Annotated in this window: 15 protein-coding genes and 1 tRNA gene; 11 read left to right on the top strand and 5 right to left on the bottom strand. The window is 71.3% G+C overall.

All coding sequences use genetic code 11. The annotated features are described in order from the left end of the window. Positions 1-126: 126 nt before the first annotated feature. A complete protein-coding gene (locus AB0R04_RS11920; protein WP_363370265.1) occupies positions 127-1,428 on the bottom strand; it encodes a PTS transporter subunit EIIC in 1,302 nt (433 codons plus the stop codon). Between the two features lie 399 nt (positions 1,429-1,827). On the opposite strand from AB0R04_RS11920, the gene AB0R04_RS11915 reads away from it, so the two are divergent. The 4 genes from AB0R04_RS11915 to rdgB all read left to right on the top strand — a co-directional run bounded on the left by AB0R04_RS11915 (position 1,828) and on the right by rdgB (position 4,091). Further along, positions 1,828-2,061, top strand: coding sequence for a PTS glucose/sucrose transporter subunit IIB (locus AB0R04_RS11915; RefSeq protein WP_063349220.1), 234 nt, complete (start codon positions 1,828-1,830; stop codon positions 2,059-2,061). Between the two features lie 105 nt (positions 2,062-2,166). Further along, positions 2,167-2,892, top strand: coding sequence for a ribonuclease PH (gene rph, locus AB0R04_RS11910; protein WP_063349221.1), 726 nt, complete (start codon positions 2,167-2,169; stop codon positions 2,890-2,892). Between the two features lie 172 nt (positions 2,893-3,064). Next, positions 3,065-3,454, top strand: a complete 390-nt coding sequence (locus tag AB0R04_RS11905; protein WP_063349222.1) for a hypothetical protein — start codon at positions 3,065-3,067, stop codon at positions 3,452-3,454. A gap of 31 nt (positions 3,455-3,485) precedes the next feature. Then, complete coding sequence (gene rdgB, locus AB0R04_RS11900; protein ID WP_063349223.1) at positions 3,486-4,091, top strand: RdgB/HAM1 family non-canonical purine NTP pyrophosphatase; 606 nt, start codon at positions 3,486-3,488, stop codon at positions 4,089-4,091. Between the two features lie 63 nt (positions 4,092-4,154). Here rdgB and AB0R04_RS11895 read toward each other — a convergent pair. Continuing rightward, positions 4,155-4,232 (bottom strand) — tRNA-Leu (locus tag AB0R04_RS11895). 65 nt (positions 4,233-4,297) lie between these two features. Continuing rightward, entirely contained in the window at positions 4,298-5,155 is an 858-nt protein-coding gene (locus AB0R04_RS11890) for an HNH endonuclease (protein ID WP_363370261.1), read from the bottom strand. Positions 5,156-5,498: 343 nt separating this feature from the next. On the opposite strand from AB0R04_RS11890, the gene AB0R04_RS11885 reads away from it, so the two are divergent. Then, a complete protein-coding gene (locus AB0R04_RS11885; RefSeq protein WP_363370377.1) occupies positions 5,499-7,910 on the top strand; it encodes a chitinase C-terminal domain-containing protein in 2,412 nt (803 codons plus the stop codon). A gap of 110 nt (positions 7,911-8,020) precedes the next feature. Here the strand turns inward: AB0R04_RS11885 and bcp are convergent, their stop codons facing one another. Continuing rightward, complete coding sequence (bcp, locus tag AB0R04_RS11880; RefSeq protein WP_363370259.1) at positions 8,021-8,497, bottom strand: thioredoxin-dependent thiol peroxidase; 477 nt, start codon at positions 8,495-8,497, stop codon at positions 8,021-8,023. Between the two features lie 146 nt (positions 8,498-8,643). Between bcp and AB0R04_RS11875 the strand changes: the two genes are divergently transcribed. The 3 genes from AB0R04_RS11875 (at position 8,644) to AB0R04_RS11865 (ending at position 10,879) form a co-directional block, all read left to right on the top strand. Then, positions 8,644-8,985: a DUF3618 domain-containing protein gene (locus AB0R04_RS11875; RefSeq protein ID WP_063349226.1), complete on the top strand. Its 342-nt coding sequence runs from the start codon at positions 8,644-8,646 to the stop codon at positions 8,983-8,985. A 285-nt stretch (positions 8,986-9,270) separates the two neighbouring features. Next, on the top strand, positions 9,271-9,573 hold the full coding sequence (locus AB0R04_RS11870; protein WP_079136310.1) for a co-chaperone GroES: 303 nt from the start codon (positions 9,271-9,273) through the stop codon (positions 9,571-9,573). A 127-nt stretch (positions 9,574-9,700) separates the two neighbouring features. Next, the gene (locus AB0R04_RS11865; RefSeq protein ID WP_363370257.1) at positions 9,701-10,879 is read left to right on the top strand and encodes a winged helix DNA-binding domain-containing protein; all 1,179 of its coding nucleotides are present in this window, start codon (positions 9,701-9,703) and stop codon (positions 10,877-10,879) included. Between the two features lie 82 nt (positions 10,880-10,961). Here the strand turns inward: AB0R04_RS11865 and AB0R04_RS11860 are convergent, their stop codons facing one another. Next, entirely contained in the window at positions 10,962-13,325 is a 2,364-nt protein-coding gene (locus AB0R04_RS11860) for a transglycosylase domain-containing protein (RefSeq protein ID WP_363370255.1), read from the bottom strand. Between the two features lie 284 nt (positions 13,326-13,609). On the opposite strand from AB0R04_RS11860, the gene AB0R04_RS11855 reads away from it, so the two are divergent. Genes AB0R04_RS11855 through AB0R04_RS11845 form a run of 3 tightly spaced genes read left to right on the top strand, consistent with a single transcriptional unit; the run spans position 13,610 to position 16,309 of the window. Next, positions 13,610-14,479 carry an ABC-2 family transporter protein gene (locus AB0R04_RS11855; protein ID WP_079135855.1) on the top strand — a complete coding sequence of 290 codons (870 nt, stop codon included), beginning with the start codon at positions 13,610-13,612 and terminating at the stop codon, positions 14,477-14,479. Continuing rightward, a complete protein-coding gene (locus AB0R04_RS11850; protein ID WP_363370252.1) occupies positions 14,472-15,299 on the top strand; it encodes an ABC-2 family transporter protein in 828 nt (275 codons plus the stop codon). Before AB0R04_RS11855 ends, AB0R04_RS11850 begins: the two co-directional genes overlap by 8 nt. A gap of 50 nt (positions 15,300-15,349) precedes the next feature. Next, positions 15,350-16,309, top strand: a complete 960-nt coding sequence (locus tag AB0R04_RS11845; protein ID WP_363370250.1) for an ATP-binding cassette domain-containing protein — start codon at positions 15,350-15,352, stop codon at positions 16,307-16,309. Positions 16,310-16,408 lie beyond the last annotated feature (99 nt).

The raw sequence follows: 16,408 nt of genomic DNA, 5'->3' as shown, positions 1-16,408 counted from the left end.
GAATCCCCGGGGCGCATATCGGAATTGTTTTACCGCCCGGGCATTTGGTCCTTTCCAAAAATGCCGAAGGCCTCCGGGCCGTCGGGTCCGGAGGCCATTGCGGGTGCTGCCCGGTGACGCTCGGTTTCAGAGCTTGGTGACGTCCTCGACCTCGCTCTCGTCCTCCCGCCCGGGTGTTTTCAGATTGAATTTGACGATGATGAACCGGAAGAGCGCGTAGTACACGGCGGCGAAGCAGAGCCCGATCGGGATGATCAGCCACGGCTTGGTGGCCAGCCCCCAGTTGATGACGTAGTCGATCAGGCCGGCCGAGAAGCTGAAGCCGTCGTGCACCCCGAGCCCCCAGGTGACGGCCATCGAGGCGCCGGTCAGCAGCGCGTGCACGCCGTACAGGGCCGGGGCGACGTAGGCGAAGGAGTACTCGAGCGGTTCGGTGACGCCCGTCACGAAGGAGGTCAGGCCGACCGAGAGCATCAGGCCGTAGATCTCCTTGCGGCGGTGCGGTTTCGCCGAGTGCGCGATCGCCAGTGCGGCGGCGGGCAGCGCGAACATCATGATCGGGAAGAATCCGGACTGGAACTGGCCGGCCGTCGGGTCGCCCGCCAGGAAGCGCGGGATGTCGCCGTGCGCGATGGTGCCGTCCGGCTTGATGAACTCGCCGAACTGGAACCAGACGAATGTGTTCAGCAACTGGTGCATGCCGATCAGCAGCAGCGCGCGGTTGAACAGGCCGAAGATGCCGGCGCCGCCCGCGCCCAGGTCGGCCAGGGTCTGGCTGAAGTCGTTGAGCCCGCGGCCGATCGGCGGCCAGACCCAGAGCGCCACGCAGGCGGTGGCCAGGCCCACCACCGCGGTGATCATCGGCACCAGGCGGCGGCCGTTGAAGAAGCCCAGCCAGTCGACCAGCCTGGTGCGGTGGAAGCGGACCCAGAGCCAGGCCGACATCAGGCCGATCAGGATGCCGCCCAGGACGCCCGGGTTCTGGTACGTCGCGGCCGCCGCCTTGGCCGAGCTGTAGTCCACGCACTGGCCGGTCCAGGAGTCGGTGACCAGGACCGTCCCGATCTTGCAGCTCTCCGGGAACGCGTGCAGGACCTTGTAGTAGACGAGGAAGCCCACCACGGCGGCCAGCGCGGTCGAACCGTCCGCCTTCTTCGCCATGCCGATCGCCACACCGACGCAGAACAGCATCGGCAGGCCGAACGAGGAGTCCAGCAGGGCGCCGCCGGCCGCGGCGAAGACCTTGGCGACGTCGGTCCAGCCGAGGCCGTCCTGGCCGAAGACATCGGGCTGGCCGAGCCGGTTGAGGATGCCGGCCGCGGGGAGCACCGCCACCGGGAGCTGCAGGGAGCGGCCCATCTTCTGGAGGCCGCCGTAGAAGGTGTGCCACCACACGCGCTGCGGGGCCGTGGCGCCTGCCGAACTCATCCTTCGCCCTCCGAGAGCAGTTGCCGGCCGGTGGCCCCCGGCGGGACCCCCGGGCGGGGATCCGGAACACCCGGGGTCCTTTCTGCGTTCATCGGAGTACACATATATTGGTGTAGACCACTTTGGGACGCAGGCCGCACGCCGGGCGCGAGCCCGCTGCTCGTCATCCTCTGGTGGCGGCCGGGACCATGCGCGCCGGAATGGGCCAAAAGTGGACTAACGTGGCAGATCGGACCGGAGCAGGTGATGCTGGTCGCGCTGCCCGGCGGCGCGACCGCGGCTGAACCCGCGTCAGCACCGGTACCGACCACGCCGGCCACCGGTCGGCGGACACCCCAGCACAGCGCAGGACGGCACCCGGCAGAGCGGCCGGCGGGCCGAGACAGAGGGAGAAATCAGATGGCCAGCAAGGCTGAGAAGATCGTCGCCGGTCTGGGCGGCATCGACAACATCGAAGAGGTCGAGGGCTGCATCACCCGCCTTCGCACCGAGGTCAAGGACGCCTCCCTGGTCAACGAGGCCGCCCTCAAGGCCGCCGGCGCCCACGGCGTCGTCAAGATGGGCACCGCCATCCAGGTCGTCATCGGCACCGACGCCGACCCGATCGCCGCTGACATCGAGGACATGATGTGAGCTGAGCCACCGGGCTCACCCCACCCCCGGCCCGCCGCCCCACCCGGGAACGGCGGGCCGAGGCGCACCCGGAACACCCGCGCCGAGCGACTACGCTCAGTGCCTATGTCACGCATCGACGGCCGCACCCCCGACCAGCTCCGCCCCATCACCATCGAACGGGGCTGGAGCAAGCACGCCGAAGGATCCGTCCTCATCTCCTACGGCGACACCAAGGTGCTGTGCACCGCCAGCGTCACCGAGGGCGTCCCCCGCTGGCGCAAGGGCAGCGGCGAAGGCTGGGTCACCGCCGAGTACTCCATGCTCCCGCGCGCCACCAACACCCGCGGCGACCGCGAGGCCGTCAAGGGCCGCATCGGCGGCCGCACCCACGAGATCAGCCGGCTCATCGGCCGCTCGCTGCGCGCCGTCGTCGACCACCGCGCCCTCGCCGAGAACACCATCGTCCTCGACTGCGACGTCCTCCAGGCCGACGGCGGCACCCGCACCGCCGCCATCACCGGCGCCTACGTCGCCCTCGCCGACGCCGTCGCCTGGGCCCGCGACCGCAAGCTCCTGCGCGCCAAGGGCCAGCCCATCACCGGCGGTGTCAGCGCCGTCAGCGTCGGCATCATCGACGGCGTCCCGATGCTCGACCTCCAGTACGAGGAGGACGTCCGCGCCGAGACCGACATGAACATCGTCTGCACCGCCGACGGCCGCTTCGTCGAGGTCCAGGGCACCGCCGAGGGCGCCCCCTTCGACCGCGCCCTGCTCGACCGCCTGCTCGACCTCGGCACCCTGGGCTGCGCCGAGCTCGACGAGATCCAGCGCAAGGCCCTGGAGGCCTGAACCGGTTCGGCCCACGGCGCCGTGGACCCGGATGTACCCGCCGCCGTACGGGCCGCTGTACACGCCGGGCCCGAAGCCCGTACGGTTCCCGCAGCACCCCTGCTGCGGGAACCGCGCACCCCCCGGCGCGCGTCCCGTCCCACGGAACCCGCGCGCCCCACAGGAGGACCGGATGCCGTCCAGCATCGCCCGCCCCGCCGCCCTCGCCGTGGCCGGCCTGATCGCCATCCTCCCGCTCAGCATGGTCAGTTGCTCCGCAGCCCAGAAGGCGATCGACTGCGGCAACACGGCGGTCAGGATCACCGGCGACCTCGCCGACGTCACCAGCGCCTACGGCAACGCGAGCAACGACTCGGCGGCCGCCGCGAAGGCGCTGGAGAAGCTCAGGACCGACCTCAACCAGGTCGGCAGGAACTCCAAGAACACCGACGTCGCCAAGGCCGTCGCCGACCTGCAGAAGCAGGCCGACAAGGTCCAGCAGGCCGTCGACAAGAAGGAGGTCCCCGACCTCAAGCCGCTCGGCGACGCGGCCGGCAACCTCACCTCGGTCTGCACCGGCTGACGCCGGAACGGCTGCCGATAGGGTGGGCGATATGTCCACCCGATTGATCCTCGCCACCCGTAACCAGCACAAGGTCGCCGAACTCCGCGCCATCCTCGGCGAGGCCGGCCTGGACGTCGAACTCGTCGGCGCCGACGCCTACCCCGAGATCCCGGACGTCCCGGAGACCGGCGTCACCTTCGCCGAGAACGCGCTCCTCAAGGCCCATGCCCTCGCCCGCGCCACCGGCCTGCCCGCCGTCGCCGACGACTCCGGCCTCTGCGTCGACGTCCTGAACGGCGCCCCCGGCATCTTCTCCGCCCGCTGGGCCGGCAAGCACGGCGACGACCGCGCCAACCTCGACCTGCTGCTCGCCCAGCTCTCCGACATCTCCGACCCGCACCGCGGCGCCCACTTCTTCTGCGCCGCCGCCCTCGCCCTCCCCGACGGCACCGAGCGCGTCGTCGAGGGCCGTCTCCTCGGCACCCTGCGCACCGCCCCCTCCGGCGACGGCGGCTTCGGCTACGACCCGATCCTCCAGCCCCTCGGCGAGACCCGCACCTGCGCCGAACTCACCCCCGCCGAGAAGAACGCCATCAGCCACCGCGGCCAGGCCTTCCGCGGCCTCGCCCCGGTCGTCAAGGACCTCCTGGGCTGACAGCTCGCAGGAACGGCGATGGCCCTCTGTCCTTCGAATCGAAGGACAGAGGGCCATTTCGCTTGGTACGCCCGGTGGGACTCGAACCCACGACACTGCGGACCTAAACCGCACCTCTCTAGCCAGCTGGAGTACGGGCGCACGCCACGCCAAGCGTACCGGGTGACGGCTTCCGATGCGGCCACCTTTCCCTGTCGGCTGCCGCGTTAGGCGGCATCCCTCTCCGCGTCGTCGCGATTCCTGTTTCGGCCGCAGTAGGTCGGCGTGATGGAGTGGCAGTTGGGGCAGAGCAGGCGGAGGTTGTCGCGTCGGTTGTCGAGCCAGTCGCCGTTGACGTGGTCGACCTCCAGGGTCATCGGCTGCCCGAGCCAGGTCGGAGGCGTGCCGCACAGCTCACACACGTCCGGGTGCCCGATGTGTACGAGCATGGCGCGGAGCCGGTCGCCCGGAACGCGGTGGCTTCCTGGCGGGCGTCGTACCAGTAGCTCCTCGGCCGTGCGCCGGGGCCCGGTCTTCCGGCCCTTGTTGTGTGCCCGCCCGGTGAAGTGGCCGGTGTCGAGCTGGTGGTGGTCGATGGCCTCCCGCACCAGCGTGCGCGAGTTGCCGCAGTCGGTCATCCCGACGGCAAGGATCACGCCGCGGATGCTTCGATGCGTGGCCACGGCCTGCGCCAGCACCTCCTTGGGAATGGCTGCGGCCTTGTTGCGGCCGTCGCCCCTGAACGTGAAGTGCGCGGTGTCGATGTCGAACTCGACCAGGCGCTTCTTCAGGTACGAGTAGAGGCTGTCGTACGGCGTGACGCCCAGGTAGGCCATCATGCCGTTGATGCTGTCGCTGTGCGCCGCCGCCTCGGCCATCACGTCCCGCGGGTACCGGCGCCGCCCGTAGTCGGGCCTGCTGTGGTTGAAGTGCGAGGTGTCGATGCCGTAGTGCCGGAGCCGCCGGCTCAGGTAGCTGTGGGTGCCGCCCGCCATCGGCACGCCGAGCTTTCGCATCATGTCGTTGACGTTGCTGGACTCGGCCGCGAGCGACGCGAGCAGTTCGCGGGTGTACTTGACCGGCATGGTTGTTCCCCTTCGGGCAGTGGTTCGCCCGTCCCCCGGTGTGCGAACGATCGGTGGGGGATTTGGTTACGGGTGACGGGGTTTCGGCCAGGGGGTGACTTGTTGTCGTCGGTGGGGTGACCGGCGGGGTTGGGGGTTTGATTACCAATTGGTACAGACCTATTGACCTATGTGGTTCAGACCACATAGCTTCGGCGCCAATTGCAATCCCCCACGTGCGTGCTCCCCCACAGGCACGCGCCGACACTCTCTCCCGGAGGACCGAGTGTTGATCCGAAACACGGCGGAGCGGCGTCCCACCGCCGCACTCCGTCGCAAGAGCCCGGCTGCCCGGGCGGGCGCGATCTCGCTGGCGGCGGCCGGTCTGGCCGGTCTGCTGCTGTCGACGCTGGGCGCGGTGCCCTCGCAGGCGTCCGCGACCGTCGACAACGGGGCCTGTCGCCCCGACGGCCTGTACCAGACGCCCGGCGTGGACGTCCCGTACTGCTCGGTCTACGACACCGGCGGCCGCGAGAAGATGGGCGCGGACCACCAGCGCCGCATCATCGGCTACTTCACCGGCTGGCGCACCGGCAAGAACGGCGACCAGCCCTATCTGGTGAACGACATCCCCTGGGACAAGGTCACCCACCTCAACTACGCGTTCGGCCACGTCGGCGGTGACAACAAGCTCTCCGTCGGCGCCGACGGCCCGACCAACGAGGCCACCGGGATCTCCTTCCCGGGCGTGCCCGGCGCCGAGTTGGACCCGACGCTGCCCTACAAGGGCCACTTCAATCTGCTGACGAAGTTCAAGAAGCAGTACCCGAACGTCAAGACCCTGATCTCGGTGGGTGGTTGGACCGAGACCGGCGGTTATTTCGGGGACGACGGCAAGCGCGTCAACTCCGGCGGCTTCTACTCGATGACCGTCAACCCGGACGGCAGCGTCAACCAGGCCGGCATCGACACCTTCGCCGCCTCGTCCGTCGACTTCATCCGCAAGTACGGTTTCAACGGCGTCGACGTCGACTACGAGTACCCGACCTCGATGAAGGACGCCGGCAACCCGCTGGACTGGCAGCTCGCCAACTCCAAGCGCGGCTCGCTGGCGAAGGGCTACGCGGCGCTGATGAAGACGCTGCGCGAGAACCTGGACCGGGCCGGCGCCGCCGACGGCAGGCACTACCTGCTGTCGGTCGCGGCCCCGTCGTCCGGCTACCTGCTGCGCGGCATGGAGACCTTCCAGGTGGCACAGTACCTGGACTACGTCAACATCATGTCGTACGACCTGCACGGCGCCTGGAACAAGTACGTCGGCCCGAACGCCTCGCTGTTCGACGACGGCAAGGACGGCGAGCTGGCGGCGGCCAACGTGTACGGCACCGGCCAGTACGGCGGCATCGGCTACCTGAACGCCGACTGGTCGTACCACTACTTCCGCGGCGCGATGCCGGGCGGCCGGATCAACGTCGGCCTGCCGTACTACACCCGGGGCTTCAAGAACGTCACGGGCGGCACCAACGGCCTCTGGGGCACCGCGGCGGCGACCACCTGCCCGGTCGGCTCCGGCCTGACCTCCTGCGGTGACGGCGCGGTCGGCATCGACAACATCTGGAACGACAAGGACGACGCGGGCAAGGAGTCCCCGGCCGGGTCGAACCCGATGTGGCACGCGAAGAACCTGGAGAAGGGCATCCTGCCCGACTACCTGGCCAAGTACGGCGTGAAGGACACCGCGCTGCAGGGCACCTACGCCCGCAACTACAGCAGCAGCCTGGTGGCGCCGTGGCTGTGGAACGACGCCAAGAAGGTGTTCCTCTCCACCGAGGACGAGCAGTCGGTGGGTGCCAAGGCGGACTACATCGTCAACCAGGGCGCCGGCGGCGCGATGATCTGGGAGCTCGCGGGCGACTACAAGTGGGACGCGGGCGCCAACGGCGGCAAGGGCGAGTACGTGCCGGGTTCGACGCTGACCTCGCTGATGTACGACAAGTTCAAGGCGGCCACGCCGTACGGCGCGACCCGTTCGACGGTCCCGCTGCCGCAGCAGACCCTGCCGATCGACGTGTCGTTCACCAACTTCGCGCTGGGTGACTCGAACTACCCGATCAACCCGAAGATCCACATCGTCAACAACTCGACGACGACCCTGCCGGGCGGCACCGAGTTCCAGTTCGACTACAGCAACTCGGCTCCGGGCAACGCCAAGGACCAGTCAGGGTTCGGCCTCCAGGTCATCAGGCAGGACAACCCCGGTCCGGGCAACGTGGGCGGCCTGAAGGGCACCTACAACCGGGTGTCGGTCAAGCTGCCGGGCTGGCAGTCGCTGGCGCCGGGCGCCTCGGTGGACCTGGACTTCGTCTACTACCTGCCGGTCTCGACCCCGTCGAACTGGACGGTCAACGTGAACGGCACGCTGTACGGGCTCAAGGGCGACCTGACCCGGGGCGCGGTGGACGGTGGCACGCCGACCCCGACGCCTACCCCGACCCCGACGCCTACCGCGACCGCGACCGCGACCGCTACTGCTTCGCCGACGGCCTCCCCGACGGCGACGGCCTCGCCGACCGCGACGGCCACGGCCACCGCGACCGCCACCCCGACGACGGGGGCCTGCACGGCCGCCCCGAGCTGGGACGCGGGCACCACGTACGCGGCCACCACCAAGGTGTCGTGGAAGGGCCACTACTACCAGAACAAGTGGTGGACCAAGGGCGACGACCCCGCGGCCAGCGGCTCGTGGGGCGTCTGGAGCGACCTCGGGGCCTGCTGACGGCGCCCTGAGGTGAGAGACGGCGGTGGCGGTGCACCCGGTCGGGGGGTGTGCCGCCACCGCTTCGTTCAGCGGGGTGCCGGGCGAGCGGGGCGCCGGGCGCCGGGGCGTCAGGCGGTCTCGACCTTGAGGTCGCGCAGCAGCTTGGCGACGTGCCCGGTGGCCTTCACGTTGTACAGCGCGCGCTCGACCTTGCCCTGCTCGTCCACGATCACGGTGGAGCGGATCACGCCGACGTAGGTGCGGCCGTAGTTCTGCTTCTCGCCGTAGGCGCCGTAGGCCTCCAGCGCCTGGTGGTCCGGGTCGGACACCAGGGTGACCTTGAGGTTCTCGGCCTCGCGGAACTTGCCGAGCTTCTCCGGCTTGTCCGGGGAGACGCCGATGACGTCGTAGCCGGCGCCGGCGAGGACCTCCAGGTTGTCGGTGAAGTCGCAGGCCTGCTTGGTGCAGCCGGGGGTGAGCGCGGCCGGGTAGAAGTAGACGATGACCTTGCGGCCCAGGTGGTCGGCGAGGGACACCTGGTTGCCGTCGGCGTCGGACAGGCTGAAGGCGGGCGCGGTGTCGCCGGGCTGGAGACGCTCACTCACGGGTAAATCTCCTGTTGCTGGGGCGGGCGGTCATAGCACGGCAAACTTACCTCCGATGGTGGGTGGGGTCGCGCGGCCCTGCTCGGCAACTGACAGACTGGGTCAGTCGCACAGGACAACATCAGCAAGTGAATGGGGTGGCCCGAGTGGGCGAGGCGAGCACGAAGGACAAGTCGGCGCGGACGACCGCCCAGATCGAGGCGGACATCTCCCGGACCCGCACCCAGCTGGCGGCCACCCTGGACGAGCTGGCCGTGCGCGTCCACCCGAGCACGATCAGCGCCCAGGTGAAGGCGAAGGCCGTGGCCGCCGTCGAGGAGAAGGCCGGCCGGGCGTACGTGGCCGCCAACGGCGTGGTGGAGAAGGTGCGGGCGCAGTTCGTGGACGAGAAGGGGCAGCCGCGTACGGAGCGGATCGTCCCGGCCGCGCTGGTCGGCGTGGGCGTGCTGCTGCTGGTGGCTTCCGCCCGGAAGCGCCGCAAGGGCTGAACGGGCGCGGGGTGAGGGCCGGGCGCGGGAGGCGTCCGGCTTTCGGTGTGCCCGGGCCCGGAAGGTGTGCCCAGGTCCGGGGAGTGTGCCCTGACCTGGGGGTGTGCCCGGCCTCGCGGGTGCCGCGGCTTCCCGCATGCCGGGCCCGCGTCACGCCGCGCGCCCGGGGGCGGTACCTTCGGGATCGTGAGTACGAACGACGAACCGACCCCGCAGGCCTCCTCCGCCGCACCCGAGTACGAGGCGGCGCGGCACGACCGGCTGGGCGAGAAGCTGCCGATCCGGATGCTGCACGACCGCGTGCTGGTGCGGATCGAGGGCAGCGAGGGTGAGCGCCGCTCGACCGGCGGCATCCTGATCCCCGCGACCGCGGAGCTGTCCAAGCGCTGCACCTGGGCGGAGGCCGTCGCGGTGGGCCAGAGCGTCCGCTCGGTGGAGCCGGGTGACCGCGTCCTGTACGACCCGGAGGACAAGCTGGAGGTCGAGGTCCGCGGCGCCACCTACGTGCTGCTGCGCGAGCGTGACCTGCACGCGGTGGCGGCGACCCGCTTCGGCGACACGGAGGGTTCGACCGGGCTCTACCTCTGAACCTCTGAGCACGGACGTGGCGTGAGCCGGTCGGGGCGGTGCCCCGGCCGGCTCCTTGCGTCCGGGCCTGTCGGTGGTGGGGGCACTGGGGTCCGGGCCTGTCGGTGGTGGGCGCTAGGGTCCCGGCATGACGAGGCGTGTGCCGGTGATCGGCGAGGGTGAGCGGCGGGCCCGGGTGGGGCGGCGGCAGTTGCTGGCGCCGTCGGTGCGGGTGGCGCGGGTGGAGCAGGTGGTGGACGCGCTGGTGGGGCTGCACGCGTCGGACCCGGCGACGGTGTACCTGTCGGCGTGCGCGCGGCTGGTGGAGCCGTCGGCGGCGGAGGTGGACCGGGCGCTGTACGAGGACGTCACGCTGGTGAAGCTGCTGTCGATGCGGCGGACGCTGTTCGCGGTGACGGAGGGCTTCGCGCCGCACGTGAGTTCGTCGACGGCGCGGGCGATCGCGGCGAGGGAGCGGGCGACGCTGCTCAAGCACCTGCGGGACCACGCGGACGGCTGGGACGAGGCACGGCTGGCCGGGGCGGAGCGCGCGGTGCTGGCCGCCGTGGCCCGGCGCGGCGAGGCGACGACCAAGGAACTCGGGGACGACGTACCGGAGTTGCGCGAGACGATGCTGATGTCGGCGGGCAAGCCGTACGAGAGCCGGCAGAGCGTGGGCAGTCGGCTGCTGCGGGTGCTGGCCGCGGACGGGCACGTGCGGCGGGGCCGTCCGCGTGGGTCCTGGCTGAGCAACGTCTACCCGTGGGCGCCGGTGCCGCAGTGGCCGGAGGCGCCGGTGCGGGAGGCGAAGGCGGAGGTGGTGCGGCGCTGGCTGGCCGGGTACGGCCCGGCGACCGTCGAGGACGTGAAGTGGTGGACGGGCTGGACGCTGGGGGACACCCGCCGGGCGCTGGCGGACGTGGGCGCCGAGGACGTGGAGCTGGCGGGCGGGGCGGCGGCGCTGGTGCTGCCGGGGGATGCCGGGCCGGTGGCGGAGCCGGAGCCGTGGGCGGCGCTGCTGCCGGCGCTGGATCCGACGGTGATGGGCTGGCGGGGGCGGGACTGGTACCTGCGGCCGGAGGACGTGCCGGCGCTGTTCGACCGGGCGGGGAACGCCGGGCCGACGGTGTGGTGGTGCGGCCGGGTGGTGGGCGGCTGGGCGCAGCGGCCGGACGGCGAGGTGGTGTGGCGGCTGTTCGGTGATGTGGGGGCGGAGGCCGGGGCGGCGATCGCGGCGGAGGCGGCGCGTCTGGCGGGCTGGCTGGGGGAGGTGCGGGTGACGCCGCGGTTCCGGTCGCCGTTGGAGCGGGAGTTGGCGGCGGGGTAGGCCACCGGCCGGCGGGGTGGTTCACCGATCGGCGGGGTGGTTCAGCGGCCGGCGGGACGGCGCGTTGGGCCGGTGAAGCGGCTCACTGGGCCGGCGGGGTGGCCCGCTGGGCCGGTGGTGTCGCGCTCGTCGCCGGGTTGGTGGCGGCGCCGGTGGTGCTGGGTGGCGTGGTCGGGTGGGTGGGCCGGGTCTGGATGGGTCGGGGGGTGGGGCTGGACTGCTCCTGGGTGGTGGTGGGCTGGGGTGCCTGCGGGCTGGGCTGTTCCTGGGTGGTGGTGGGCTGCGGGGCGGGCGCGCTGGGGGCGTGGGTGGGGGTGTCGGGCACGGGGGTGCTGCTGGGGGGTTCCTCGCTGCTGCCGCCGCCGGTGGTGGGGGTGGTGGCGGTGGGGCTGGGGGTGGTGGTGGCGCTGCTGTTGGGGCTGAAGCCGGGGGCGGGGGTGTCGCGGCCGGTCTGGAGGTCGAACTGCTGGGTGGCGGTGCCGTCGAGGGCGGCGCTCATGTAGGCGGTCCAGATCCGGGTGGGGAAGGTGCCGCCGTTGATCCGGGCGAGTCCGGCGGTGCCGGCCAGTGGTTCCTTGGCGTGGGTCTTCGGGTTCTCGCGGAACAGGCCGACGGTGGTGGCGAGTTCGGGGGTGTAGCCGGCGAACCAGGCGGAGAGGTTGGAGTCGGTGGTGCCGGTCTTGCCGGCGGCGGGGCGGCCGAGGTCGAGGGCGGCGGCGCCGGTGCCGCGGGGGCCGATGACGTCGCGCAGGACGTCGGTGACGGTGTCGGCGTAGGGCCGGTCGATGGCGTCGACGGGGGTGTGGTCGGGCATCTTGGGGGCGTCGACGGCGCCGCCGGTGTGGACGCGTGCGAGTTTGAGGACGGACCAGGGGGCGTTCGCCTGGCCGTGGTTGGCGAGGGTGGCGTAGGCGCCGGCCAGGTCGAGGGCGCTGGGGGTGGCGGTGCCGAGGGTCATCGAGGTGTTGGCCGGGTCCATGCCGCGGACGCTGTCGGGGATGCCGAGTTTGACGGCGGTGTCGCGGACGCGGGCGAGGCCGGCGTCGACGCCCTCCTGCGCGTACACGGAGTTGACGGACTTCACCATGGCGTAGCGCAGGGTGATGTTGCCGTAGTCGACGTCGTCCTCGTTGGGCGGCGCGTAGGGGGTGGGGCCGCCGGTGACGGGGCGTTCGCTGGTGCCGTCGTAGCGGGTGTCGGGGGTGATCGGCCGGCCGTCGAGGGTGTGTTGGGCGATGAGGCCGGCGGCGAGGTCGACGGGTTTGAAGGTGGAGCCGATCTGGTTGTCCTGGCGCAGGGCGTCGTTGTAGGGCTGTTTGGCGTAGTCGGGGCCGCCGTAGACGGCGACGACGCGGCCGGTGGCGGCTTCGACGGAGGCGCCGGCGACCCGGACGTCGGTGTCGGTGGCGGGGCGGCGCTGGGGGTCGAGTTCGTCGGTGAGTTCGTCCTGGACGGCCTTGTGGAAGGCGTCCTGCTTGGGCTTGTCGAAGGTGGTGGTGATGCGCCAGCCGCCGGCCTTGAGGGTGGCGGTGTCGATGATGCCGGCGGAGACGAGGTAGTCGTCGGCGACGCCGACGAGGTAGCCGGCCTGGCCGGAGAGGCCGGTGGCGGGCTGGGGGTCGATCGGTTCGGGGAAGGTGGTGGCGGTGCGTTCGGCGTCGGTGAGGAAGCCGAGTTGGACCATGCCGTCGAGGGTGTAGTGCCAGCGGGCGATGGCCTTCTCGCGGTTGGCGGGGGTGGCGGTCTTGACGTCGTAGCTGCTGGGGGCCTGGAGGAGGGAGGCGAGGTAGGCGCCCTGGGCGAGGGTGAGGGCGGAGACGTCGACGCCGTAGTAGGCGTGGGCGGCGCTCTGGATGCCGTAGGCGCCGCGGCCGAAGTAGCTGCTGTTGAGGTAGCCGGCGAGGATCTCGGGCTTGTCGCGTTGCTGGTCGACCTTGAGGGCGATGAAGAGTTCTCGGCCCTTGCGTTCGATGGTCTTGTCCTGCGTCAGGTAGTAGTTCTTGACGTACTGCTGGGTGATGGTGGAGCCGCCTTGGGTGCCCTTGCCGGTGAGGGTGTTCCAGCCGGCCCGGAGCATGCCTTTGAGGTCGATGCCGCGGTTGCGGTAGAAGGTGCGGTCCTCGGCGGAGACGACGGCGTGCTGGGTTTGCGGGGGGATCTGGTCGATGGTGACGTCGGTGCGGTTGACGGCGCCGGTGCGGGCGATCTCGGTGGTGTCGTCGGCGTAGAGGTAGATGTTGTTCTGGGCGACGGCGTGGGCGTTGGGGTCGGGCACCGGGACGATGACGTAGAGCACGGCGAAGGCGCCGGCGGTGAGCAGGAGCGCGGCGGTGAGGGCGCCGAGCGTGATGCGCCAGGTGGGCAGGAGCCGGCGCCAGCGGGGGAGGGCTCGGCGGGCCGCGCGGCGGGCGGCTCGTTTGGCCTGGCGTCGGGTGCTCAAGGTCATGCCGCGATTATGTGCTATTTGATGGCCGATCAGGGGGTGGTCGGGGGGTTGGCGTGCTCGGGGAAACCGGGTGCGGCGGCTGGTCCTCGGCGCTACGGTGAAAGGTGCAAACCAGGTAGCGCCTCGCATGGCGCCCTCGCATAGCGCACCCGCACAGCGCACCCAGTTCCGTCAGCTCCGCGCGTTCGGCCCGGTACCCCCGGGTTCGGCCGGTCGGAGCCGCTGGGGTGTGCGCGGACGTCGGCGGGCATCCATCTGCCCGTATTTGTCGACAAGGAGACAATATGCTGAATCTCGCACCCGCGGAGACGCGGACCGCACGCCCTCCTGATCCCACCGGACCGCTCCCCGTCCTCGGGCTCTACGCGGCCGTCGCCCGCGGCGCCTTCCGCCGCTACTCCACCTACCGGGCCGCCACCCTGGCCGGCACCTTCACCAACACCGTCTTCGGCATCATCCTGGCCTCCTCCTTCCTCGCCCTCTGGCAGGCCCGCCCCAGCCTCGGCGGCTACGACCAGAGCCAGGCCGTCACCTACATCTGGGTCAGCCAGGCCCTGCTGGTCACCGTCGCGGTGTGGGGCGGCGGCTTTCAGGACGACCTCCAGGACCGCTTCCGCAGCGGGGACATCGCCGTCGACCTCTACCGCCCGGTCGACTTCCAGGGCTGGTGGCTGGCCACCGACCTCGGCCGGGCCGCCTTCCAACTGCTGGTCCGCGGCACCGTGCCGCTGCTCGTCGGCGCCCTGGTGTTCCGCACCCGGATGCCCGAGCAGCCGCTGACCTGGGCGGTCTTCCTGCTCTCGGTGCTGCTCGCGCTGGTGGTCAGCTTCGGGCTGCGCTTCCTGGCCTCGATCACCGGCTTCTGGCTGCACGACTCGGACGGGGTGCGCTCGGTGATGCTGGTGGTCTCGATGTTCTTCTCCGGGATGCTGCTGCCGATCGTGCTCTTCCCCGGCCTGCTCGGCGATCTCGCCGCGGTGCTGCCCTGGGCGGCGCTGGTGAAGGTGCCGACCGACGTCTTCCTGGAGCGCTCGACCGGCGCCGGCCTGCTCGGCGCGCTCGGCTTCCAGCTCGCCTGGGCCGTCGCCCTGCTCGCCGCGGGCCGGGGCGCCCAGTGGCTGGCGACCCGCAAGGTGGTGGTGCAGGGTGGCTGAGCCGATCGTGCCCCGCACCGCGTGGGCGGTCCGCTCCTGGTGGCTGTGCGCCCGGATGTGGATGCGCTCGATGATGGCCTACCGGGCCTCCTTCGCCCTGAACCTGGTGGCCAGCCTGGCCACGCACTCGCTGGACTTCGTCGTCCTGGTGCTGATGTTCCGGCACACCGACCAGCTGGGCGGCTGGCGCCTGCCGGAGATCGCCTTCCTCTACGGCACCGCGACCTTCGCCCTCGGCGTGGCCAACCTGCTGGTCGGCTCGGTCGAGGGCCTCGGCGTGCGGATCCTCAACGGATCGCTGGACACCATGCTGATCCGGCCGGCGCCCGCGCTCGCCCAACTGTGCGCCGAACGCTTCTCGCTGCGCCGGCTCGGCCGCCCGATCCAGGCCCTGGCCGTGCTCGCCTGGTCACTGGCCACCCTGGACGTCCACTGGACCTGGGACCGCGTGCTGCTGGTGCCCGCCCTGCTGGTCTGCGGCAGCGTCATCTTCGGCGCGATCTACGTCGGCGGCGCGACCGTGCAGTTCTGGTGGGGCGAGTCCAAGGAGATCCAGAACTCCTTCACCTACGGCGGCGCGACCCTGCTGCACTACCCGCCGACCATCTTCGCCAAGGAACTGGTGGCCGGCGTGGTCTTCGGCGTCCCGCTGGCCTTCGTCAACTGGCTGCCCGCCCTGCACATCCTCGGCCGGCCCGACCCGCTCGGCCTGCCCAGCGCCTTCCAGTACGCCTCCCCGCTCGCCGCCGCGCTCTGCGTCGTCGCCGCCGGGCTCGCCTGGCGGGCCGGGCTGCGCGCCTACCGCGGCACCGGCAGCTGAACCTACCGAGGCGCCGGTAGCTGAACCCCCCTCCTACGCAAGGAACCCCCATGGCACTGATCGAACTCGAGGACGTCCGCCGCACCTTCACCGTGCGGGCCCGCACCGGCCGCTTCAGCCGGGTCAAGCGCGAGGTGCGCGCGGTGGACGGGCTGAGCTTCACCGTCGAGGCCGGCGAGTGCGTCGGCTACATCGGCCCCAACGGCGCCGGCAAGTCCACCACCATCAAGATGCTCACCGGCATCCTCGTGCCCAGCGGCGGGCGGCTGCGCGTCGCCGGAGTGGACCCGGCCCGCGAACGCGTCGCGCTGGCCCGCCGGATCGGCGTCGTCTTCGGCCAGCGCACCACGCTCTGGTGGGACCTCCCGCTGTGCGACTCCTTCGAACTCGCCCGCCGGATCTACCGCATCCCCGACCGCCGATATCGCGAGAACCTCGCCCGCTGCGTCGAACTGCTCGACCTGGAAGAGCTGCTGGACACCCCCGTCCGCCAGCTCTCGCTCGGCCAGCGGATGCGCGGCGACCTCGCGGCGGCGCTGCTGCACGACCCGCAGGTGCTCTACCTGGACGAGCCGACCATCGGCCTGGACGTGGTCAGCAAGGGGAAGGTGCGCGAGTTCCTGCGCGAGGTCAACCGGGACCGGGGCACCACCGTGCTGCTCACCACGCACGACCTGACCGACATCGAGCAGCTCTGCGGCCGGGTGATGGTGATCGACCACGGCCGGGTCGTCTACGACGGCGGGCTGGACGGCCTGCACGCCACCGGGCGCAGCGAGCGCACCCTGGTGGTCGACCTGGCCGAGGCCCGGCCCGCGATCGAGGTGGCCGGCGCCCGGGTGGTGAAGGTCGAGGGGCCCCGGCAGTGGCTGGCCTTCCCGGCGCAGCAGAGCGCCGCGCCGATCGTGGCGGCGGTGGCCGCGCGCTATCCGCTGGTGGACCTGTCGGTGCGCGAGCCGGCGATCGAGGACGTGATCGCGCGGATGTACACGGAGGTGGCGATCGGCTGAGCGTCCTGGCTCCGGACGCTCCGGACGCCCTGGACGCCCTGAAACGTCCGTTCGGGCGCTGTCACCCGTCCGGGGAGGGCACGTGACTCCCCGGCGGGC

The sequence above is a fragment of the Kitasatospora sp. NPDC056731 genome (assembly GCF_040687675.1).
Classification (GTDB): domain Bacteria; phylum Actinomycetota; class Actinomycetes; order Streptomycetales; family Streptomycetaceae; genus Kitasatospora.
Note: the sequence above shows the minus strand (reverse complement) of the source record. Positions and strands in the feature narration are given on the sequence as shown.